This is a genomic window from Pseudomonas sp. KH_027 (genome assembly GCF_057838565.1).
Genome location: NZ_CM174470.1, coordinates 1,288,499 through 1,310,360 on the forward strand (window position 1 = coordinate 1,288,499; position 21,862 = coordinate 1,310,360).

Annotated in this window: 17 protein-coding genes; 11 read left to right on the forward strand and 6 right to left on the reverse strand. The window is 62.8% G+C overall.

Annotation, left to right across the window (positions count from 1 at the left end):
• The first annotated feature begins 22 nt into the window (after positions 1-22).
• The 6 genes from AC3IYG_RS06050 to AC3IYG_RS06075 all read left to right on the forward strand — a co-directional run bounded on the left by AC3IYG_RS06050 (position 23) and on the right by AC3IYG_RS06075 (position 6,018).
• Positions 23-667: a tetratricopeptide repeat protein gene (locus AC3IYG_RS06050; RefSeq protein WP_489312859.1), complete on the forward strand. Its 645-nt coding sequence runs from the start codon at positions 23-25 to the stop codon at positions 665-667.
• Positions 660-1,811 (forward strand): outer membrane protein assembly factor BamB, encoded by a 1,152-nt coding sequence (gene bamB, locus AC3IYG_RS06055; RefSeq protein ID WP_489312860.1) that lies wholly within the window; start codon positions 660-662, stop codon positions 1,809-1,811. The genes AC3IYG_RS06050 and bamB overlap by 8 nt, the downstream gene beginning before the upstream one ends.
• A gap of 145 nt (positions 1,812-1,956) precedes the next feature.
• Positions 1,957-3,426 carry a ribosome biogenesis GTPase Der gene (gene der, locus AC3IYG_RS06060; RefSeq protein WP_489312861.1) on the forward strand — a complete coding sequence of 490 codons (1,470 nt, stop codon included), beginning with the start codon at positions 1,957-1,959 and terminating at the stop codon, positions 3,424-3,426.
• 189 nt (positions 3,427-3,615) lie between these two features.
• Positions 3,616-4,764 (forward strand): pyridoxal phosphate-dependent aminotransferase, encoded by a 1,149-nt coding sequence (locus AC3IYG_RS06065; RefSeq protein WP_489312862.1) that lies wholly within the window; start codon positions 3,616-3,618, stop codon positions 4,762-4,764.
• On the forward strand, positions 4,752-5,543 hold the full coding sequence (locus AC3IYG_RS06070) for an amidohydrolase (protein WP_489312863.1): 792 nt from the start codon (positions 4,752-4,754) through the stop codon (positions 5,541-5,543). Before AC3IYG_RS06065 ends, AC3IYG_RS06070 begins: the two co-directional genes overlap by 13 nt.
• 16 nt (positions 5,544-5,559) lie before the next feature.
• A complete protein-coding gene (locus AC3IYG_RS06075; protein WP_489312865.1) occupies positions 5,560-6,018 on the forward strand; it encodes a hypothetical protein in 459 nt (152 codons plus the stop codon).
• A gap of 123 nt (positions 6,019-6,141) precedes the next feature.
• Here AC3IYG_RS06075 and leuA read toward each other — a convergent pair whose 3' ends face one another.
• The 4 genes from leuA to xseA all read right to left on the reverse strand — a co-directional run bounded on the left by leuA (position 6,142) and on the right by xseA (position 11,732).
• On the reverse strand, positions 6,142-7,812 hold the full coding sequence (leuA, locus tag AC3IYG_RS06080) for a 2-isopropylmalate synthase (protein ID WP_489312866.1): 1,671 nt from the start codon (positions 7,810-7,812) through the stop codon (positions 6,142-6,144).
• Positions 7,813-8,122: 310 nt separating this feature from the next.
• Positions 8,123-9,388 (reverse strand): mechanosensitive ion channel family protein, encoded by a 1,266-nt coding sequence (locus tag AC3IYG_RS06085; protein WP_489312867.1) that lies wholly within the window; start codon positions 9,386-9,388, stop codon positions 8,123-8,125.
• A 110-nt stretch (positions 9,389-9,498) separates the two neighbouring features.
• Complete coding sequence (locus AC3IYG_RS06090; RefSeq protein WP_489312868.1) at positions 9,499-10,329, reverse strand: peptidoglycan DD-metalloendopeptidase family protein; 831 nt, start codon at positions 10,327-10,329, stop codon at positions 9,499-9,501.
• A gap of 23 nt (positions 10,330-10,352) precedes the next feature.
• On the reverse strand, positions 10,353-11,732 hold the full coding sequence (gene xseA / locus AC3IYG_RS06095) for an exodeoxyribonuclease VII large subunit (RefSeq protein WP_489313849.1): 1,380 nt from the start codon (positions 11,730-11,732) through the stop codon (positions 10,353-10,355).
• 107 nt (positions 11,733-11,839) lie between these two features.
• On the opposite strand from xseA, the gene AC3IYG_RS06100 reads away from it, so the two are divergent.
• Entirely contained in the window at positions 11,840-12,391 is a 552-nt protein-coding gene (locus tag AC3IYG_RS06100; RefSeq protein ID WP_489312869.1) for a sugar ABC transporter ATPase, read from the forward strand.
• A 44-nt stretch (positions 12,392-12,435) separates the two neighbouring features.
• Here AC3IYG_RS06100 and AC3IYG_RS06105 read toward each other — a convergent pair whose 3' ends face one another.
• Complete coding sequence (locus tag AC3IYG_RS06105) at positions 12,436-14,544, reverse strand: TonB-dependent siderophore receptor (protein ID WP_489312870.1); 2,109 nt, start codon at positions 14,542-14,544, stop codon at positions 12,436-12,438.
• 167 nt (positions 14,545-14,711) lie between these two features.
• On the opposite strand from AC3IYG_RS06105, the gene guaB reads away from it, so the two are divergent.
• The 4 genes from guaB to tadA all read left to right on the forward strand — a co-directional run bounded on the left by guaB (position 14,712) and on the right by tadA (position 20,283).
• Complete coding sequence (gene guaB / locus AC3IYG_RS06110; RefSeq protein WP_489312871.1) at positions 14,712-16,181, forward strand: IMP dehydrogenase; 1,470 nt, start codon at positions 14,712-14,714, stop codon at positions 16,179-16,181.
• A gap of 118 nt (positions 16,182-16,299) precedes the next feature.
• Positions 16,300-17,877, forward strand: coding sequence for a glutamine-hydrolyzing GMP synthase (gene guaA, locus AC3IYG_RS06115; protein ID WP_489312872.1), 1,578 nt, complete (start codon positions 16,300-16,302; stop codon positions 17,875-17,877).
• A 476-nt stretch (positions 17,878-18,353) separates the two neighbouring features.
• Positions 18,354-19,724 (forward strand): multicopper oxidase family protein, encoded by a 1,371-nt coding sequence (locus AC3IYG_RS06120; protein WP_489312874.1) that lies wholly within the window; start codon positions 18,354-18,356, stop codon positions 19,722-19,724.
• A gap of 82 nt (positions 19,725-19,806) precedes the next feature.
• On the forward strand, positions 19,807-20,283 hold the full coding sequence (gene tadA / locus AC3IYG_RS06125) for a tRNA adenosine(34) deaminase TadA (protein WP_489312875.1): 477 nt from the start codon (positions 19,807-19,809) through the stop codon (positions 20,281-20,283).
• A gap of 107 nt (positions 20,284-20,390) precedes the next feature.
• On the opposite strand, the gene mltF is transcribed toward tadA, so the two are convergent.
• On the reverse strand, positions 20,391-21,854 hold the full coding sequence (gene mltF, locus AC3IYG_RS06130) for a membrane-bound lytic murein transglycosylase MltF (RefSeq protein ID WP_489312877.1): 1,464 nt from the start codon (positions 21,852-21,854) through the stop codon (positions 20,391-20,393).
• Positions 21,855-21,862: the final 8 nt, after the last annotated feature.

Genomic DNA, 21,862 nt, shown 5'->3' on the forward strand with positions numbered 1-21,862 from the left:
TCAGCGAATTAAGGAGTATTGGGTGACGTCGCGTACTGAAGATGAAGATCTGGCACTGATCAAGGACTGGTGGCAGCGCAATGGTAAGCCGCTGCTGACGGGCGGTGCCCTGGCACTGGTAGTGGTCTTCGGCTGGCAGGCTTGGAACAAGTACCAAACCAACCAGGCGCAAGGTGCTTCGCTGGTGTATCAGCAGTTGCTGGAAACCGCGTTCAACCCGAGCGGTCAGCCGGATGCAGGCCGTGTGGCCGAGTTGGCGAACACCCTGAAAAAAGACTTCGGTGGTACCCATTACGCCCAGTACGGCAGCCTGTTCGTGGCCAAGGTCGCGGTCGATGCGGGCAAGCTCGACGATGCGGCGGCCGAGTTGCAGGCCGTGGTGGCCAAGCCGGCCGATGACACCGTGGCCGAGTTGGCCCGTCAACGTCTGGCCCGCGTGCTGGCCGCGCAGAACAAGGTCGATGAGGCACTTAAATTGCTCGAAGGCGATGCGGACAAGGCTTTCCTGGCCAGCCGCGAAGAGCTCAAAGGCGACTTGCTGGTCAAAGCCGAGCGTGGCGATGAGGCGCGTGCCGCCTACGAGAAGGCTAAAGCAGCCTTGTCGGATGAAGCCGCGGTAGGTGGTTTGCAGATGAAACTCGACGACTTGGCGAAAGGGGATGCGTGACGTGATGCGCTGGAAATATGCAGCACTGTTGGCCCTGGCCGTTCTTGCCGCGGGTTGCAGCAGCAACAGCAAGAAGGAACTGCCGCCAGCCGACTTGCCTGACTTCACAGAAGAAGTCGAACTGAAAAAAGAGTGGAGCCGCTCGGTGGGTGATGGCCAGGGCGAGTCCTTCAATATGCTGGTGCCGGCGGTGGATGGCGATCAGATCTTCGCCTCCGACGTGAACGGCGAAGTGATGGCGATCAACCGCTTCAGTGGCGACAAGCTCTGGGAGCAGGATCTCGACTTGCCGGTGTCCGGTGCGGTCGGTGCAGGCCATGGCCTGGTGCTGCTGGGCACGCTGAAGGGCGAAGTGATCGCTCTGGATGCGGCCAACGGCGAGGAAAAGTGGCGCGCGCGCGTTACCAGTGAGGTCCTGGCGGCCCCGGCTACCAACGGCGATGTGGTCGTCGTGCAGACCCAGGATGATCGTTTGATCGCACTCGATGCCGCCACTGGCAATCAGCGCTGGATCTACGAAAATACCCCGGCTGTGCTGACTTTGCGTGGCACCAGTGCGCCGCTGGTCACCGAGCGTCTGGCGTTTGCCGGCTTGTCCAGCGGAAAGGTCATCGCCTTGGATACCCAGCGCGGCCTGCCGGTCTGGGAGCAGCGCGTGGCGGTGCCGCAAGGTCGCTCCGAGTTGGATCGGGTGGTCGATATCGACGGTGGTCTGCTGCTGTCCGGTAGTACGCTCTACGTGGTCAGCTATCAGGGTCGTGTCGCCGGGCTGGATGTGGAGAGCGGGCGGATTCTCTGGCAGCGCGAAGCCTCGAGCAACGTCGGCTTGGCCCAGGCACTCGGCAGTGTTTACGTGAGCCTGGCCAATGGCACCATTGAAAGCGTCGATGAGCGTTCCACTTCGGCGCTGTGGAGCAACGATGCCTTGGGCCGTCGCCAGTTGTCGGCTCCGGAAGTGTTTTCCAGTTATGTCGCCTTCGGTGATTTCGAAGGTTACTTGCACCTGGTTAGTCAGGTCGATGGTCGTTTCGTTGGCCGCGAGCGCATCGACAGCGATGGTTTGCGTGCCCGGCCGCTGGTCGTCGGTGATTGGTTGTATGCCTTCGGCAATGGTGGCGATCTGGTCGCGCTGACCATCCGGTAAGGCCTTGGAGTCATCGGCCGGACCCGTACGGATCGATTTCGCTGGGTTCTGCCAGGCTCTGACCAGCCTCCGGAAGAATGAGTCCGGCCGCTGCCGTTTTACGGTAGCGGCCTTTGTGTTTTCTGAAATTGAGTGGAGGGGCCGCATGGTTCCCGTAATCGCCCTGGTGGGCCGTCCGAACGTTGGCAAGTCCACCCTGTTTAACCGCCTGACCAGGAGTCGCGACGCCATTGTCGGCGATTTGTCTGGTCTGACCCGTGATCGCCAGTACGGTGAGGCTAAGTGGCAAGGGCGAACCTATATCCTGATCGATACCGGCGGTATTTCCGGTGACGAAGACGGCATGGACTCGAAAATGGCCGAGCAGTCGCTGCTGGCCATCGAAGAAGCCGATGCCGTGCTGTTCCTGGTGGATGCCAAGGCCGGCATGTCGGCGGCCGACCAGATGATTGGCGAGCACCTGCGCAAGCGCAACAAGCGCAGTTTCCTGGTGGCCAACAAGGTCGACAGCATCGACCCTGACCTGGCCCGCGCCGAGTTCAGCCCGCTGGGCCTGGGCGACGCCATCCCGATCGCCGGCGCCCATGGTCGCGGCATCACCCAGATGCTCGAAGCGGCCTTGTCGGAGTTCCCCAAGGATGCGGTCGAGGACGAACCGCTCGAAGGCGAAGTGGTGCTCGAAGGCGAAGAAGCCAAGCGCATCCCTGGCCCGAGCGAGAAGGATGGCATCAAGATCGCCATCATCGGCCGACCCAACGTCGGTAAGTCGACCCTGGTCAACCGCATGCTCGGTGAAGACCGGGTGATCGTCTACGACCAGCCCGGCACCACGCGCGACAGTATCTACATTCCCTTCGAGCGTAACGGCGAGAAGTACACCCTGATCGACACCGCCGGGGTGCGCAAGCGCGGCAAGATCTCGGAAGAGGTCGAGAAGTTTTCGGTGGTGAAAACCCTGCAGGCGATCAAAGACGCCAACGTGGTGATTTTCGTCATGGACTCGCGCGAAGGCGTGGTCGATCACGACCTCAACCTGCTCGGTTTCGCGCTGGAAACCGGCCGTGCGCTGGTGATCGCGTTGAACAAGTGGGACGGCATGGAGCCGAGCGAGCGCGACTATGTGAAGACCGAGCTGCAACGTCGGCTGTTCTTCGTCGACTTTGCCGACATTCACTTCATCTCGGCGCTGCACGGCACCGGCGTCGGCAATTTGTATCAGTCGGTACAGGCCTCGTTCAAGTCGGCGATAACCCGCTGGCCGACCAGCCGCCTGACCCAGATCCTCGAAGACGCGGTCAGCGAGCACGCGCCACCGATGGTCAACAGCCGCCGGATCAAGCTGCGTTACGCCCACCTGGGTGGTGCCAACCCGCCGCTGATCGTGATCCACGGCAACCAGGTGGAGAAGGTGCCCAAGTCCTATGTCCGCTACCTGGAAAACACCTACCGCCGCGTGCTGAAACTGGTCGGTACGCCGATTCGTATCGAGTTCAAGGGCGGGGAAAACCCGTACGAAGGAAACAAGAACACCCTGACCGATCGCCAGGTCAACAAGAAGCGCCGCTTGATGTCGCACCACAAGAAAGCCGACAAGAAGCGCAAGGACAAGCGCTGACAGCCAGCGCAGTCATCCGTAGGGTGGGTTAGCCGTGTGCGGCGTAACCCACCATCGGTGCCGCAGGCACCGCCCAATCGTCAGGGTACTGACCTTGCGGTAAGCAGAAAAAACACCGGCCCCCGGGGCCGGTTGGTGGGTTACGGTCGCTGGCCTAACCCACCCTACGAGGGGTTCGTAGGAGAGATCATGTTGCATAGCAAGTTGCCGAATGTCGGCACCACCATCTTTACTCGCATGTCGCAGCTCGCCGCCGAAGTCGGTGCGCTGAATCTTTCCCAGGGCTTTCCCGATTTCGACGGCCCGCTGGCCTTGCGCGAGGCGGTCGGCCGGCATATTGCGGCGGGCCATAACCAATACGCGCCGATGACCGGCCTGCCGGCGTTGCGTGAGCAGGTGGCGGCGAAGATCGCCCGTTGCTATGGCCGCAGCGTCAGCGTCGATCAGGAAATCACCATCACCCCGGGGGCGACCCAGGCGATCTTCTGTGCGATCCAGGCGCTGATCCGTGCGGGCGATGAGGTCATCGTGTTCGACCCAAGCTACGACAGCTATGAACCCTCGGTGGAGCTGGCGGGTGGGCGCTGCGTGCACGTGCCGCTTAGCCGGCCCGGGTTTTCCATCGACTGGCAGCGCCTGGGCGATGCCCTGAGCCCGCGCACGCGGCTGATCATTCTCAACAGCCCGCACAACCCCAGCGGTGCGCTGATCGGCCGGGCCGATCTGGACCGTCTGGCCGAGTTGATCCGCGAGCGCGATATCTACCTGATCAGCGACGAGGTCTATGAGCACCTGGTGTTCGACGGTGCCCGGCATGACAGCGTGCTCAGCCATGAAGAGCTGTACCTGCGCGCCTTCGTGGTCAGTTCCTTCGGCAAGAGTTATCACGTCACCGGTTGGAAGACCGGCTACGTGGTGGCGCCGCCGGCTCTGAGCGCCGAGTTGCGCAAGGTGCACCAGTACGTCAGTTTCTGTGGCGTGACCCCGCTGCAGTGGGGCCTGGCCGACTTCATGGCCGAGCACCCGGAGCATGTCAGCGAGTTGCCGGGTTTCTATCAGGCCAAGCGCGATCTGTTCTGCGACCTGCTGACCGGCTCGAAATTCCGCTTTACCCGGGCGGCGGGGACCTTCTTCCAGTTGGTCGACTATTCATTGATTCGTCCAGACTTGGATGACGTGGCGATGGCCGAATGGCTGACCCGCGAACATGGGGTCGCGGCCATTCCGGTTTCGGTGTTCTATCAGCAGGCGCCCGAGGATATGCGCCTGGTGCGCTTCTGTTTTGCCAAGCGTGAAGAGACGCTGGCCCAGGCGGCGGAAAAACTATGCGCGATCTGACGGCGTTGCCCGATTTGAAACTGGCCTTGATCCAGACCACGCTGGCCTGGCATGACCCGGCAGCGAATTTTGCCCATTTCCAGCGCTTGCTGGAGCAGGCCCGCGGCGCCGACCTGATCGTCCTGCCGGAGATGTTCACCACCGGTTTCTCCATGGATTCGGCGAGCCTGGCCGAGCCGGAGGAAGGCGCCGCCTACCAGTGGTTGCGTGAGCAGGCGCAGCGCTTGAATGCGGTGCTGACCGGCAGTGTGATCATCCAGGCGGCGGACGGCAGTCATCGCAACCGCCTGCTCTGGGCGCGGCCGGATGGCGAGGTGCTGCACTATGACAAGCGCCATCTGTTCCGCATGGCCGGCGAGCACAAGCATTACACCCCGGGCGAGCGCCAGGTGCAGCTGGAGCTCAAGGGCTGGCGGATTCGCCCGTTGATCTGCTACGACCTGCGCTTCCCGGTTTGGAGCCGTGACCCGCATGACACCGACCTGTTGCTCTATACCGCCAATTGGCCGGCCGCGCGCCGCCAGCACTGGAACCGGTTGTTGCCGGCGCGGGCGATCGAGAATCTCTGTTATGTGGCCGCCGTCAACCGGGTCGGCACGGATGGCAAAGGCTTCGCCTACAGCGGCGACAGCCAGGTGCTGGACTTTCAGGGCGAGACGCTGCTCGACGCCGCCGATGCTGACGGGGTCTTTCTGCTCGACCTTTCGGCCAGCGCCTTGGCGGCTTACCGGGAGCGTTTTCCGGCGCACCTGGATGCCGACAGCTTCCTTATCCACTGAACAGGAGTCGCGCTGCATGGACGTCGAAAACCCGTTCCAGACCCCACATGCCGAGTTGAGCGCGCCGCCCGCCGCCGTTACTGGGCAGCGCCTCTACAGCCTCGCGGCGGTGGGTTGGGCGACCGCCTTTGGTTCGCCGTTGGCGGGCACCTATGTCATTGCCCACAACCTTCGCGTGCTCGGTCGTGGCGCCGAGGTCGGCAAAGCCTGGCTGACGGGTGCAGGCGTGCTCGTCGCGCTTCTGCTGCTGGCGTTCATCCTGCCGCAGAACGTGCCGGCAGCGGCTTTCACGGCTGCCCAGGTGGTGGGGATGTACCAGTACGGCAAAGTGACCCTGGCCGAGCCGGTAGCGGAACATGCCGAGCAGGGCGGCGCGTTCCATTCCAACTGGCGTGCGGCGGGCATTGGTCTGTTGATCCTGCTGGCGATCGTGGTGCTGGTGGTTCCGCTGGTGTTGTTGCTCGGATTGGCATGAGGCGTCGGGTTGCGCCGCAGGGCCGCTGCCACCCATGCGATCCGCTAACGATTAAACGATTAAAAGTACCGCTAAAGCAAAACCCCGCCAACTGGCGGGGTTTTGTGTTCAGGCTCGGGCCGTTCAGGCTGCCTGGGCGTTGGCTTGGCTCAAGGCGCGATTCAGGGCGCTGAACAGGGCGCGGAAGCTCGCCGTGGTGATGTTCTCGTCAATCCCGATGCCGTGCAGCGCACGCTCGCCATCAAGACGGATCTCGATGTAAGACGCGGCCTTGGCATTGGCGCCGGCGCCAATCGAGTGCTCGTGGTAATCCATGATTTCCAGGCGCACCGGTAAGGCGGCGACCAATGCTTCCAGCGGGCCTTTGCCAATGCCGCGCAGGTGACGGCTTTCACCGTTGATGGTGACGTCCAGGTCGACCGCGCTGGTGCCATTCTCTTCCTGCAGGCGGTGGCTCTTCAATGTGTAGGGCGCATTGGCGTGCAGGTATTCGCTGTCGAGCAGGCCGTAGATCTGCTGGGCGGTCATTTCCAGGCCAAGACGGTCGGTCTCGCTCTGCACCACCTGGCTGAACTCGATCTGCATGCGCCGTGGCAGGCTGATGCCGTATTCCTGTTCGAGCAGGAAGGTAATGCCACCTTTGCCGGACTGGCTGTTGACGCGGATCACCGCTTCGTAGCTGCGGCCGATGTCGGCCGGGTCAATCGGCAGGTAGGGCACTTCCCAGACGCCGTTCGGGTCTTGCTGGGCGAAGCCCTTGCGGATTGCATCCTGATGCGAGCCGGAGAAGGCGGTGTGGACCAGATCGCCGACATAGGGATGACGCGGGTGCACGGGCAGCTGGTTGCAGTCTTCGACCACCTTGCGCACGGCGTCGATGTCGGAGAAGTCCAGCTGTGGGTCGACACCCTGGGTGTAGAGGTTGAGCGCCACGGTCACCAGGTCGACGTTGCCGGTGCGTTCGCCATTGCCGAACAGGCAGCCTTCGACGCGGTCGGCGCCGGCCATCAGGCCCAGTTCGGTGGCGGCTACGCCGGTGCCACGGTCGTTGTGGGTGTGCAGGCTGATCAGCACGCTATCGCGCTTGTCGACATGGCGTGCGAACCACTCGATCTGGTCGGCGTAGATGTTCGGCGTGGCGCCTTCGATGGTGGCGGGCAGGTTGAGGATCAGCTTCTGTGCCGGGGTTGGCTGGAATACGCCAATTACCGCATTGCACACCTCGACGGCGAAGTCGGTCTCGGTGGAGCTGAATACCTCGGGCGAATATTCGAAGCGCCAGGCGGTTTCCGGGTTGGCCTCGGCCAGGCGCTTGATGATCTGCGCGGCGCTGACGGCGATCTCGGTTACACCGGCTTTGTCCTGGTTGAAGACGATGCGGCGAAAGCTCGGTGCAGTCGCGTTGTAATAGTGGACGATGGCTTTCTTCGCGCCCTTGAGCGACTCGAACGTACGGGTGATGAGGTCCTCGCGCGCCTGGGTCAACACCTGAATGGTGACGTCGTCAGGAATGTGGCCGCCTTCGATCAGTTCGCGGACGAAGTCGAAATCGGTCTGCGAGGCCGACGGGAAACCTACTTCGATTTCCTTCAAGCCGACGTGCAGCAAGGTCTTGAAGAAGCGCATCTTCTTCTCGGCATCCATGGGCTCGATCAGGGACTGGTTACCGTCGCGCAAATCGGTGCTCAGCCAGATCGGCGCCTGATCGATGACCCGGTTCGGCCACGTGCGGTCGGGAATGTTGATCGGGGCGAACGGGCGGTATTTGGTCGACGGCTCTTTGAGCATGCTCATGGGGAAATCCTTGTTCTGTGGGGCCTGATGACGGTGGCCGAACCAATGACAAACGAGAGGTGCAGACGCGATTCAACCCCGCAGTCGTGGACTGACCAGTCGCAGGCAGGCGTGCTGACGCAGAAGAATGAGGGTGTGAGCAGTTTTCATGCAGATAACCCTATTCACTTGGGTTGAATATGGCAAGCAGCGCTGAAAAATTGGCGAATCCTGGCGCTTAGTTGGCTTTCGCGAGATATTTTTGCAGCGGGCGGCGGGAGATTTTGTGAAAATTGCGCGGCTCAGCCAAGCCGGACGAGCGGCAATGCGCTCAGGCGGTGTCGACCTGTTGCGGCGTCTTGATGCCGGCTCGCAGTGCACGCATGTCGGTGCCGCTCGGGTGCTGGAATACCCGCAGGCCGAACTCGGGGAGGATTGCCAGCAGGTGATCGAAGATGTCCGATTGGATGCTCTCGTACTCGATCCAGGCGGTGGTGTTGGTGAAGCAGTACAGCTCCAGCGGTAGGCCGTCGGCGGTCGGGCCGAGTTGGCGTACCAGCAGCGTCATGTCCTGGCGAATGCCCGAATGTTGGCGCAGGTAGTTTTCCACGTAGGCGCGGAAGGTGCCGATATTGGTGACCCGACGGGTATTCGCCGGTTCCTGCCCATAGTCCGCCAGCTGCTGGTTCCAGGCCTGCAGTTCGCTTTCCTTGGCGTGCAGGTAGTGGTCGAGCAAGTGGATGCGGTGCAGGCGCGCCACTTCTGCGCTGGGCAGGAAGCCCAGGCTGGTCTGGTCCAGGAACAGGCTGCGCTTGATTCGCCGGCCGCCGCATTCCTGCATGCCGCGCCAGTTCTTGAATGAGTCGCTGATAAAGCGCTTGGTCGGGATGGTGGTGATGGTCTTGTCGAAGTTCTGCACCGTGACTGTATGCAGGGCGATGTCGATGATGTCGCCATCGACATTCAGCTGCGGCATCTCGATCCAGTCGCCGACCCGGATGATGTTGTTGGAGGAAATCTGCACGCTGGCCACCAGCGACAGCAGGGTGTCCTGGAAAATCAGCATCAGCACGGCGGCCATGGCGCCGAGGCCGGAGAGCAGAATCAATGGCGAGCGGTCGATCAGCGTCGCGACCATCAGAATGGTGGTCAGGGCGTAGACCAGGATCTTCAGCACCTGCAGATAGCCCTTGATCGGCTTCAGATGGGCATTGTGCCGGCGCTGGTAGAGGGTGTTGATGATCTCCAGGGCGGCGCCGATGGCCAGGGCAATGCTCAGCACGATAAAGGCGCCGCAGACATTCTGCGCCACCGTGACCAGGCTTTCCGGCAGGCCTGGGACGGCTTTCACACCGATGGACAGCACCAGTGCCGGAACGATGTTCGCCAGGCGCTTGATGATGCCGTTGTCCTGCAGCTTGCCGTCGTGGCCGAGCAGTGTTGCCTTGGCGATGCGGAACAGGCCGCGCACCAGGATGCGTCTGACCACCCAGTTGGCCAGCCAGGCGGCGAACAGCAGCAGGCTGATGGCGCTCAGGGTTTGCACTTCGGGGTAGTGGCTCAGCCAGTCGATCCAGGTTGTCAGCTGATTGGGCATACAGAGGCTCCGGGTCTAGGCGGGAACGGAAAATTCCGGCTGTTCGCGCCAACGAAGCTTAGCAAGCCCGTGTCTGTGGCCCAATGCGCGACTGTAAGCCCAAATGTCGCTCAGGGTTGGAAGGCGCCGATAAAGATCGCCGGATCGACCCGCGCATCGTTGAGGCTGACGTTCCAGTGCATATGCGGGCCGGTCGCCCGGCCGGTGGCGCCGACGCGGCCGAGTACACCGCCACGGCCCAGTTGCTGGCCAAGCTGCACATCGATGTTCGACAGGTGGCAGAACATGCTTATGAAGCCCTGGCCGTGGTCGACGAACACCGTGTTGCCATTGAAGAAGTAGTTGCCGATCAGGATCACCTTGCCGGCGGCCGGTGCCTTGATCGGGGTGCCGGCGGGTACGGCGAAGTCCAGGCCGGAGTGTGGGTTGCGTTCCTCGCCGTTGAAGAAGCGGCGCAGGCCGAAGCGGCTGGAGAGCGGGCCATCGACCGGCTTGTCCAGCAGCAGGTTGCTCGGCGTGCCGGGGCTGAAGCGTTGGTAGGCGTGGGTCTGCTCGGCCAGTTCGCGCTCGATGCGCTTGAGGTTGGCCGCGCTCGGGTTGACCTGCTGCTGGTTCTTCAAGGTGATGCGCTGCTCGGCGTAGTGCTTGCTGCTGACCATGAAGCTCAGGCTGCGCGTGCCGCTGGCATCCTTGGTGCTGAGTTGCTGGCTGCCGGGTTTGATCGTCAGCGGCAGGCCGACGATGGCAATCCAGCGTTTGGCGTCCTCATGCACCACCAGCACCGGCTTGCCTTGAAAGGTGGCGGTGGGGGCGCCGTTACCGCTGCCGAGCTCGACCACGGCCACGCCGCCCGGCACCGGTTTGTTCAGCAGGCGGCTGATAAAACCTTCGGCATGCACGGGCAGGGCAAGGCAGAGCAGCAGGGCGAGCAGTGAACGCATGGGGTGATCCTGGTGGTGGACTATCAATCGAGCAAGGGCAGGGTGATCGGCGTCAGGTGGTTGTCCTCGACACGCACCGCCAGTTCACCTTCACCGAGACGGGCTTTCAGGCGCTGGCCGGGGCGGGTCTGCCCGGCGCTGCGAATGGCTTGGCCGCGCTCGTCGAGGAGGATGCTGTAGCCACGGCCAAGGGTCGCCAGCGGGCTGATCGCATGCAGCGTTTGCACTTGGCTTTGCAGCTGCAGGCGACGCTCTTTCAGGCCGTCGCGCATGGCTCGCGGCAGGCGCTCGGCCAGGCTGTCCAGGCGCTGACGCAGGAGGGTCAGGATGCGTCCGGGATGCTGCGCGGCCAGGCGTGTATCGAGACGGGCCAGGCGTTCGCGGCGGTTATTCAATTGCCGCTCGAAGGCCCGCTGCAGGCGCATGTCCAGATCATCGAGGCGCTGCGCTTGCTGGCGCAGGCGTTCACCGGGGTGGCGCAGGCGCCGGGTGATGCCGTCCAGGCGCAGGCGCTCGCGCCCGAGGCGGTCCTGGATGCGCAGGATCAAGCGCCGGTGCAGGCTGTTCAGGCGTTGTTGCAGGTCGCTGGAGTCCGGCGCCAGCAGTTCGGCGGCGGCGGAGGGCGTGGGCGCGCGCACATCGGCGACGAAATCGCTGATCGACACATCGGTCTCGTGGCCGATGGCGCTGACGATTGGCGTCTGGCAGGCGGCGACTGCGCGGGCGACGGCTTCCTCGTTGAAGCACCAGAGGTCTTCCAGCGAGCCGCCGCCACGGGCCAGGATCAGCGCGTCGAAGCCGCGGGCATCGGCCAGGGCCAGGGCACGGACGATCTGCGCGGTGGCTTCGCGGCCCTGCACGGCGGTGGGGATCAGGGTCAGTTGGACATGTGCTGCGCGCCGGCGGAACACGCTGATGATGTCGCGAATCACCGCGCCGGTCGGCGAGCTGATGATGCCGATCTTCTGCGGGTGTGCCGGCAGCGAGACTTTCCGTTCGGCGGCGAACAGGCCTTCGGCGCCGAGTTTCTCCTTCAGCGCCTCGAACGCCAGGCGCAAGGCGCCATCGCCAGCGGGTTCGACGCTGTCGAGAATCAGCTGATAATCGCCGCGGCCCTCGAACAGCGAGACCTTGCCGCGCACCTTCACCGCCAGGCCATCACGCAAGGCCTGGCGCACCCGTGCGGCGTTCTGCCGGAACAGGGCGCAGCGCACCTGCGCCTGGCTGTCCTTCAGGGTGAAGTAGATGTGGCCGGACGCGGGCTTGGCCAGGTTGGAAATTTCGCCCTCGACCCAGATATTGGCGAACACATCCTCCAGCAACACACGGGCGCGGCCGTTGAGTTGGCTGACGGTAAGCACTTCGCGATCGAGGCCGAGACGCTGGAAGGGGTCTTTAATCATGGCAGGCATGATAAAGGCTTTGGCGAGTCGACCATAGGCTGTTTGCCTTGACCCTGCCGGGCAGCGCATTAAGCTGCGCGCCTTTTACCTTGATCCGGGGCTTCGTCGTGGACGATCAACAAAGCATCATCGTGCCGCAAATCTCCAGTTTTCCTGCGCCCGAAGCCAAGGCGCGGGCGATTTTGCGCTGGCTGGTGCAGAAGAACATCATCGAGGAGCGGGTGACCACCTGTGGTCGTAGCTTCAACCGCATGGCCTATGCCATTGCGCCAGGCGCTCGCCGGGTGGTCGAGCAGCCGCAGCGCTTGCCGTTCGAACGGCCGGTCAATGGCTTGGAGGTCATCTACAAACGCTGCATTTATACGCCGACCAAGGGTTTCAAGGAGGAGGCCGGCTGCCCCAAATGCCGGCGGGAAATCGGCGAGGTGCTGTTCGAGAGCCTGGAAGAGTGGATGCCCGGCCATACCGATAATTTCACCTGCCCGGCGTGTGGGCATGAAGACGACATCAACGGTTTCCTGTTTCTGCAGGCTTGCGGCTTTTCCAACCTGGGCTTCATCTTCAATAACTGGGGCGCGGCGAGCTTCAGGCAAAGCTTTCTCGATGACTTCGCCGAGCGTCTGGGCTATCCCGTTTCGCTGGTGTGCGTCGAGCTTTGAGTGGCACGGCGAGGGCTCGTCCTTGAGCCTGAAAGGGTAGCCTGTCAGAACTCGACGCTGGCCTGCAGGCGCACTTCACGCGGTTCGCCGACGTTGACCCGCAGGTTGCCGCCGCTGGAAGGGTAGTACTCCTGGTCGAACAGGTTGCGCACGTTCAGTTGCAGGCGCGTCTTGTCACCCAGCAGTTGGCTGTCCCAGGCGATGAACGCGTCGGCCACGGTGTAGCTGTCCAGCCAGAAGCTGTTGGCGTTGTCGCCGGCCCGTTCGCCGACATGGCGGGCGCCGCCGCCAACCCGCCATTGCCCGGTTTCGGCCGGCAGCGCGAGGTGATGGGTCAGGTACAGGCTGGCGATATGTCGGGCGGCGTTGAGCAGTTCGTTGCCCTGGTTTAGCGGGTCGTCGAGAATCTCCGTGTCGGTGTAGGCGTAGGTGCCGAGCAGGTCCCAGCGCTCGGCGAGGCGGCCGTTGATGTCGACTTCCGCGCCACGTGAGCCGACCTTGCCGGCCGCCTCGGAAACACCGTTGTTGCTGACCACCACGTTCTTCTTCTCGATATCGAACAGCGCGGCGCTGGCGCTGATGCCGCGTGTCAGGTCGAGCTTGAGGCCCAGCTCGTAGCTGCGACCTTCTTCCGGGTCGAAGGCTTGCCCGCTGTCGGCATCGGAGGCATTGGGCACGAAGGAGCGGCTGTAGTTGCCGTACAGCGAGACCTGCTCGTTGAGCTGGTAGACCAGGCCACCGAATGGCAGGAAGGCGTTGTCCTGGCGATCGGTGGTTTTTTCGTAGTCGACGCCACGGCCTTGTTCCACACGCTGTTCGAAGTGTTGCTGGCGTGCGCCGTATACCAGAATCCATTGCTGGTTGAGGTGCCAGTTGTCTTTCAGGTAGAGCGATTGCGAATGCAGTTCGTCGCTGCGGTCGCTCTGCGCGTTGTTCAGCAACGAGGGTTCGGCGAGGTTGCCGTAGGCCGGCCGGTAGATAGTGAAGCCCGACGTCGCCGGGCCTCGATAGGTATCGCCACGGAAGTTGTCGACCTGTTCGCTGTCGAGACCGAGCAGCAGGTCGTGGCGCTGGTTCAGCCACTCGGTCTGGCCGATCCAGTCCCAGGCCAGGTACTGGGTCTGGTTGTCGTGTTCGCTGCCGTCGGAGCGGCGGCTGAGGGCGCCGGTGGTTTGGTTGAGGGTGTTGGGACGCGCTTCGGCATAGTCGTAACGCTCGTTATTCCAGCCGTAGGTCACCCGGCTCAGCCAGTCGGGGTTGAGCTGGTATTCGGCCTTGGCGGTGAACAGCTCGTCGGTGCCTTCGGCTTTCGACCAGGATTCATTGAAACGCGTGTTGTAGGAAGTGTTCGCTGGCTTGCCATTGACGATGACCGTGCCGCGATCCACTGGCGTGGAGTATTCCTTGTGTTCATAGGCGAGGGTCACGCGCAGATCGTCGCCTGTCCAGCTCAGCGAGGGCGCGACGAGCGTATGGCTGTCAGTGCCGAAGTTGCGCCAGTAGTCCTCGTTCTGGCGTTCGGCAATCAGGCGAAACGCCAGACCGCTGTCGGCCAGCGGGCCGGTGACATCGAGCATGGCGTTGCCGCCGCCGAAGCTCGAGCTTTCGGCGCTGATTTCGTTGCGCCACTGATACTGTGGTTGTTTGCTGATGACGTTGATCAACCCGCCCGGCTCCAGTGCGCCATAAAGAAGGGATGCCGGCCCTTTGAGCACTTCGACGCGCTCAGTGGTGGCGCTGAAGTTGCGCGACAGGCTGGAGCGGATGCCATCGCGCAGGATCGAGCCATCGGCATTGGTGCCAAAGCCACGCTTGACGAAGCCGTCCTGGGTGCCGGCCAGGGTGTTGCTCTGGGTCATGCCGCTGACGAACTTCATCGCGTCATCCAGGCTCTGCACCTGATAGTCCTCGATTACCTGTTGAGTGACCACTTGCACGGCCTGCGCTTCCTGCATGATCGGTACGGCGCTTTTGCTCGCGGTGCTGGCGGTATTGGCGCGGTAGCTGGCTTCATCTCCCGCGCTGAGGGCGGTGATTTCCTGGCTGGGTAGTTCAAGCTCGCCGCTGGCGGCCAGGAGGTTGGCGCTGGGGAGCAGGGCGAGGGCGAGCAGGGCTGAATAGCGTTGTGGTTTGGCGCGGGCGGTTTTGGGCATTGGTGGCTCGGTGTGAATGTTTTTGATAATCATTATTTTATGCGAATTATTCTCCTGTTTGGTAGCGAACTAAAAGCCCTGCGGGCTGTCGGCATTTTTTACATTGAGTGAAAGGGGGTGGCTGGGTATAATGGCGCGCTTCCATTTTCCCGTCCGGGAGCCCCCGCATGCTGCGTATCAGTCAAGAAGCCCTAACCTTCGACGACGTCCTTCTTATTCCAGGTTATTCCGAAGTTCTGCCTAAAGACGTCAGTCTCAAGACGCGCCTGACCCGTGGCATCGAGCTGAACATTCCGTTGATTTCCGCGGCGATGGATACCGTGACCGAAGCCCGCCTGGCCATTGCCATGGCGCAGGAAGGCGGCATCGGCATCATCCACAAGAACATGACCATCGAGCAGCAGGCCACGGAAGTGCGCAAGGTCAAGAAGTTCGAGGCGGGCGTGGTCAAGGACCCGATCACCATCGAGGCCGATGCAACGGTGCGTGACCTGTTCGAACTGACCCGGCAGAACAACATCTCCGGTGTGCCGGTGCTGTCCAATGGCGACCTGGTCGGCATCGTCACCTCCCGCGACGTGCGTTTCGAAAACCGTCTGGATGCCAGGGTGCGCGACGTGATGACGCCCAAAGAGCGTCTGGTCACCGTGCGCGAAGGCGCCGACAAGCAGGAAGCCCGCGAACTGCTGCACAAGCACCGTATCGAGCGCGTGCTGATCGTCGATGAAGCCTTCAACCTGAAAGGCATGATGACCGTCAACGACATCGAAAAAGCCAAGGCCTACCCGTTTGCGAGCAAGGATGACCAAGGTCGTCTGCGTGTCGGCGCGGCAGTCGGCACCGGTGCCGATACCGCTGACCGTGTCGCGGCCCTGGTCGCTGCCGGTGTGGATGTGGTGGTGGTCGATACCGCCCACGGTCACTCCAAGGGCGTGATCGAGCGCGTGCGTTGGGTCAAGCAGAACTTCCCTGACGTGCAAGTCATTGGTGGCAACATCGCCACGGGTGCCGCCGCCAAGGCGCTGGCCGAAGCGGGCGCGGATGCGGTGAAGGTCGGTATCGGCCCGGGCTCGATCTGCACCACCCGTATCGTCGCCGGTGTCGGCGTACCGCAGATCAGTGCAATCGCCAACGTTGCCGCGGCCCTTGAAGGCACGGGTGTGCCACTGATCGCCGATGGTGGTATCCGCTTCTCCGGTGACCTGTCCAAGGCCATCGTCGCCGGTGCGTCCTGCGTGATGATGGGCTCGATGTTCGCCGGCACCGAAGAGGCGCCGGGCGAGGTCGAACTGTTCCAGGGTCGCTCCTACAAGGCCTACCGTGGCATGGGCTCGCTGGGTGCCATGGCGCAAACCCAGGGTTCGTCCGATCGCTACTTCCAGGACTCCGCCGCCGGTGCTGAGAAGCTGGTGCCGGAAGGCATCGAAGGTCGCGTGCCGTACAAAGGCCCGCTGGCCGCCATCGTCCATCAGTTGATGGGTGGCCTGCGTGCCTCCATGGGCTACACCGGTTGCGCCAATATCGAAGAAATGCGCACGGTGCCTGAGTTCGTGCGGATCACGGGCGCTGGCATGGCCGAGTCGCACGTACACGATGTGCAGATCACCAAAGAGGCCCCCAACTACCGGGTGGGCTAAAGAATTGATTGAGCGCCGCTGCACGCGCGGCGCGCTGAATCAGTTTTTGAGAAGTTAAGGTCACGGGGCTGCTTATTCAGCCCCGTGTCATTTGTGAATTTCGCTACGAGAGATGGCCATGGTCCACGATATCCACGCCCACCGCATCCTGATCCTCGACTTCGGTTCCCAGTACACCCAGTTGATCGCCCGCCGCGTGCGCGAGATCGGTGTGTATTGCGAGCTTCATCCGTTCGACATGGATGACGACGCGATTCATGCCTTCGCGCCGCGCGGCATCATCCTCGCCGGTGGCCCGGAGTCGGTGCACGAGGCGAACAGCCCGCGCGCGCCGAAAGCAGTGTTCGACCTCGGCGTGCCGGTGTTCGGCATCTGCTACGGCATGCAGACCATGGCCGAGCAGTTGGGCGGCAAGGTTGCAGGCTCCGAGCTGCGCGAATTCGGCTATGCCCGTGTCGACGTGGTCGGCAAGGCCCGTTTGCTGAATGGTATCGAGGATCATGTGGACGTCGATGGCGTGCTCGGTCTCGATGTGTGGATGAGCCACGGCGACAAGGTCACCGTACTGCCGGAAGGTTTCCATATCCTCGCCAGCACCCCGAACTGCCCGATCGCCGCCATGGCCGATGATCATCGCGGCTACTACGGCGTGCAGTTCCATCCGGAAGTGACCCACACCACGCAGGGCGGGCGCATTCTGTCGCGCTTCATCCTCGATATCTGCGGCTGCGAAGCGCTGTGGACCGCGTCGAACATCGTCGATGACGCCATCGCCAGCGTGCGCGCCCAGGTCGGCAGCGCCAACGTGCTGCTCGGCTTGTCCGGTGGGGTTGATTCCTCGGTGGTGGCGGCGTTGCTGCACAAGGCGATCGGCGATCAGCTGACCTGCGTGTTCGTCGACAACGGCCTGCTGCGGCTGCACGAAGGCGAGCAGGTAATGGCCATGTTCGCCGAGAACATGGGCGTCAAGGTGATCCGCGCCAATGCCGAAGAGCAGTTCCTCGGTAACCTGGCCGGTGAAGCCGACCCGGAGAAGAAGCGCAAGATCATCGGCCGCACCTTTATCGATGTGTTCGATGCCCAGGCCTCGCAACTGGAAAACATCAAGTTCCTCGCCCAGGGCACCATCTACCCGGACGTGATCGAGTCGGCTGGCGCCAAGAGCGGCAAGGCCCACGTGATCAAGTCGCACCACAACGTCGGTGGCCTGCCGGAGGAGATGAACCTCAAGCTGGTCGAACCGCTGCGCGAGCTGTTCAAGGATGAAGTCCGTCGTCTCGGCCTGGAACTCGGCCTGCCGTACGACATGGTCTACCGTCACCCGTTCCCGGGCCCGGGCCTGGGCGTGCGCATCCTCGGTGAAGTGAAGAAGGAATACGCCGACCTGCTGCGTCGCGCGGACCACATCTTCATCGAAGAACTGCGCAAGGCCGACTGGTACCACAAGGTCAGTCAGGCGTTCGTGGTGTTCCAGCCGGTGAAATCGGTCGGTGTGGTCGGTGACGGCCGTCGCTACGCCTGGGTCGTGGCCCTGCGTGCGGTGGAAACCATCGACTTCATGACCGCCCGTTGGGCGCACCTGCCCTACGAGCTGCTGGAAACGGTGAGTGGCCGGATCATCAACGAAATCGAAGGCATTTCCCGCGTCACCTACGACGTGTCGAGCAAGCCGCCAGCAACTATCGAGTGGGAATGACCTGCCGCCCTTGAGTGGCAGCAGTGCTGGCCGCCAGGATTTGGCGGCCAGCAGGTACCGATATAAGCCCTGCGGCGAGACATGCCTATCGTTGCCAGCAGTTGGTACGACCAGTCAGCCGTGGAGGGCGCCACCACGCCCGGCACCACCACCTTCGGTTCGAGTGCCAGCCGGCGCTGCAGGCTCTGCTGCCATTCAGTGCGGGCGAGTGGCGTTTGCGCTATCTACACCTCACGCCAACAGATGCCGGCGATCTTAGCGAGCGCCTCGGCGGGCCGTAGCGGCTTGAGTCGGCGAGCGGCGGCTAGTCCTGGCCGTGGCGTGTGCGAGCAGGTGCGCATCGTGGGCCTTGCCGCTTGTCTCGCCGGCGCTCGGGATGGCCTAATCGCGGCCTGGTGAGAGCCTTCCGGCAAGAGAGGGGGCGCGAAGATAAGCCGGATTGGCCCGTAATCTGTTTTTTAGAGGTGTTTGAACCCATGTCCTTTACCCGCAGACAAGTGCTTGCCGGTCTTGCCGGGCTGACCGTGGTCGGGCTCGGTGCCGGTGGCGCGCGCTATTGGTTGGGGCGGCCATTGGGTAGCAAAAGCCATGACTACGAATTGATTGCCGCGCCGATGGACCTTGAGTTGGTCCCAGGCCACCTCTCGCCGGCCTGGGCCTATGGCGGCCAGGCGCCGGGGCTGGAGATTCGTGCGAAGCAGGGCGACTGGTTGCGCGTGCGCTTCATCAATCGCTTGCCGGTGCCGACCACCATCCACTGGCATGGCATTCGCCTGCCGCTGGAGATGGACGGGGTGCCCTATGTTTCGCAGTTGCCGGTGCTGCCGGGCGAGTATTTCGATTACCAATTCAAGACGCCGGATGCCGGTAGCTACTGGTATCACCCGCATGTTTCCAGCAGTCAGCAACTGGGTCACGGCCTGGTCGGCGCGCTGATCGTCGAAGAGCGCGAGCCAAGCGGGTTTCTGCATGAGCGCACCCTCAGTCTGAAAACCTGGCATGTCGACGAGCAGGGCGCTTTCACGTCGTTCAGCATCCCGCGGGAGGCCGCGCGCGGTGGTACGGCGGGGCGTTTATCCACCGTCAGCGGCCAGCATCTGCCGATTCTGGACCTGCCGGCTGGCCAAGTCGTGCGCCTGCGCCTGCTCAATCTCGACAACACCTTGACCTATCGGCTCAACCTGCCGGGCGCCGAGGCGCGGATCTATGCGCTAGACGGTAATCCGGTCGCACCACGGCCTTTGGGCAAGGAGTACTGGTTGGGGCCGGGGATGCGCATGGACCTGGCCTTGCGGGTGCCGGCCGCGGGGCAGGAGCTTTCGCTGCGCAATGGCCCGGTGCGCCTGGCGACCCTGCGCGCTCTGGCGAGCCCGGACGCGGCGGGCGACTGGCCGCCGGCCTTGCCGGCCAACCCCGTGGCCGAGCCGGATCTGGCCAATGCGCCAACCATCCGTTTCAACTTTGAGTGGGTCGGGGCGGTTTCGGTGAGCACGGCCAATGGCGCGGCGCCGAGCTTCTGGCAAATCAACGGCAAGGCCTGGGACATCAACGACAAGACCTGTGCCGATCGGCCGATTGCCACGCTGCAACTGGGCAAGAGCTACATCTTCGAGTTTCGCAACATGGCCCAGTACCAGCACCCGATCCACCTGCATGGCATGAGCTTCAAGGTGCTGAGTTCGGATCGCAAGACGATCATCCCGTACTTCACCGACACTTACCTGCTCGGCAAGAACGAGCGCGCGCGGGTGGCCCTGGTGGCAGATAATCCGGGCGTGTGGATGTTCCATTGCCATGTGATCGACCATATGGAAACCGGCCTGATGGCCTCCATCGCCGTGGTTTAGGCAGACGCGGGAGCGCGGCCAACAGCCCCGGTTTCGCTGCGCGTTATGCCAGCTGACGAATGAATGTGAAGCCTGAACAGTGATGAGAAAAATGCAGATCATTGACCGCAGCCAGGATCAGCACTTTATGCGCGAGGCCCTGGCCTTGGCAGCCGAAGGCGCGAGCCTGGGTGAAGTGCCGGTCGGTGCGCTGCTGGTGCAGAACGGTGAAGTCATTGGGCGCGGTTTCAACTGCCCGATTTCCCGGCATGATCCCAGCGCCCATGCCGAGATGATGGCGATCCGTGCGGCGGCGCAAAGCCTGGAGAATTATCGTCTGCCTGGCAGCACGCTCTATGTGACGCTGGAGCCGTGCAGCATGTGCGCCGGTTTGATCGTGCATGCGCGGATCAACCGGGTGGTGTTCGGCGCGACCGAGCCGAAGGCGGGCGTGGTGCAGAGCCGTGGGCAGTTCTTCACCCAAGACTTTCTCAATCATCGGGTGTTGGTCGAGGGCGGGGTGCTGGCCGAGGAGTGCAGCGCGTTGCTCAGTGCGTTTTTCAAACAGCGGCGTGGGTAGGCGGTGCCTAGGTTGGGTTGAGCTTCGCGAAGCCCGGCATTCCTCCGCGCCCCGACACTCTCTCAACCTCAGCGATACCGGGCTTGGGCAAAGCGCCGCAGCCCAACCTACAGCGCCGGAGTGGTTTCGTCGGGCTTGCTCTTGTCGATGCCCGGCACATGCAGGTTGCTTTCGGCAACCTGGCTGCCTTCCAGTTGTGGCTGTGTCACCCAGGTCAGAATGTCGTAGTAGCGGCGGATGTTCTGCACGAAGTGCACGGTTTCGCCACCGCGGGCATAGCCATAACGGGTTTTGCTGTACCACTGTTTCTGCGCCAGACGCGGCAGCATCTTCTTCACGTCCAGCCACTTGTTCGGGTTGAGGCCTTCGGCTTCGGCCAGCTTGCGGGCGTCGCCCAGGTGAGCGATGCCGATGTTGTAGGCGGCGAGGGCGAACCAGGTACGGTCCGGCTCCCCCAGCTCGGGAGCCAGGTCCTGCTTGATCATGGAGAAATACTTGCTACCACCGTTGATGCTTTGTTTGGCGTCCAGGCGGTTGGCCACGCCCATGGCCTGGGCGGTGCGCTGGGTCAGCATCATCAGGCCGCGGACACCGGTTTTCGAGGTGGCGTTGGGCTGCCAGAGCGACTCCTGGTAACCGATCGCGGCCAGCAGGCGCCAGTCGACTTCGTGGGTCTGGGCATTCTGGCGGAAGTGCTGCTCGTAGCGCGGCAGGCGTTGCTGCAGGTGCTTGGCGAAGGTGTACGCACCGACATAGCCCAATACGTCGACATGGCCGTAATAGCGGTCTTTCAGGCGTTGCAGGGTGCCGTTCTGTTTAACCCGTGTGAGGAACGCGTTGACCTCCAGCAGCAGGCTGTCGTCCGCGCCGGGCGCCACGGCCCAGCTCAGGCTGCTGGCGTCGCCGAGGTCGAAGGCCACGCGTACATTGGGAAAGTACACCTGGTTCATCGCCAGTTCGTTGGAGTCGACCAGGGTCAGGTCGATTTGCCCCTCATCGACCATGCGCAACAGGTCGACTACTTCCACCGCATCGGATTCTTCGTAGGTCAATTGGGGGAACTGCACTTTCAGTGCCGCCAGTTGCTCGGCGTGGCTACTGCCCTTGAGTACCAGAATGCGCTTGTCGAACAGGTCCTGCGCGCGGGTCGGGCGGCTCTGGCCGTTGCGATAAATGATTTGCGGGGTGACTTCCAGGTAGGCATCGGAAAAGCGCGCCTGGGTCCGACGGCCGCTGCTGCTGACTAGACCGGCGGCAGCCAGGACCGGGCCGTTTTCTTGCTTGAGACGGGTAAACAGGTCGTCGAGGTTGTCGGCGGTTTCGATTTGCAGTTCGACGCCAAGGTCTTCGGCAAAGCGTTTGACCAGCTCGTATTCGAAGCCGGTCTCGCCGTTGCGATCCTGGAAATAGGTGGCAGGGCTGTTGCGGGTAACCACGCGCAGCACGCCATCCTTCTGGATGCGCTCGAGGGCCGATGGCTGTGGCTCGCTACAGCCCCAGAGCAGCAGAAGGATTCCGGTCGCTAGCAGCCATTTCGGGCCGCGTTTGCGCAACATAGTGTGTGCGAACATCGAATCAG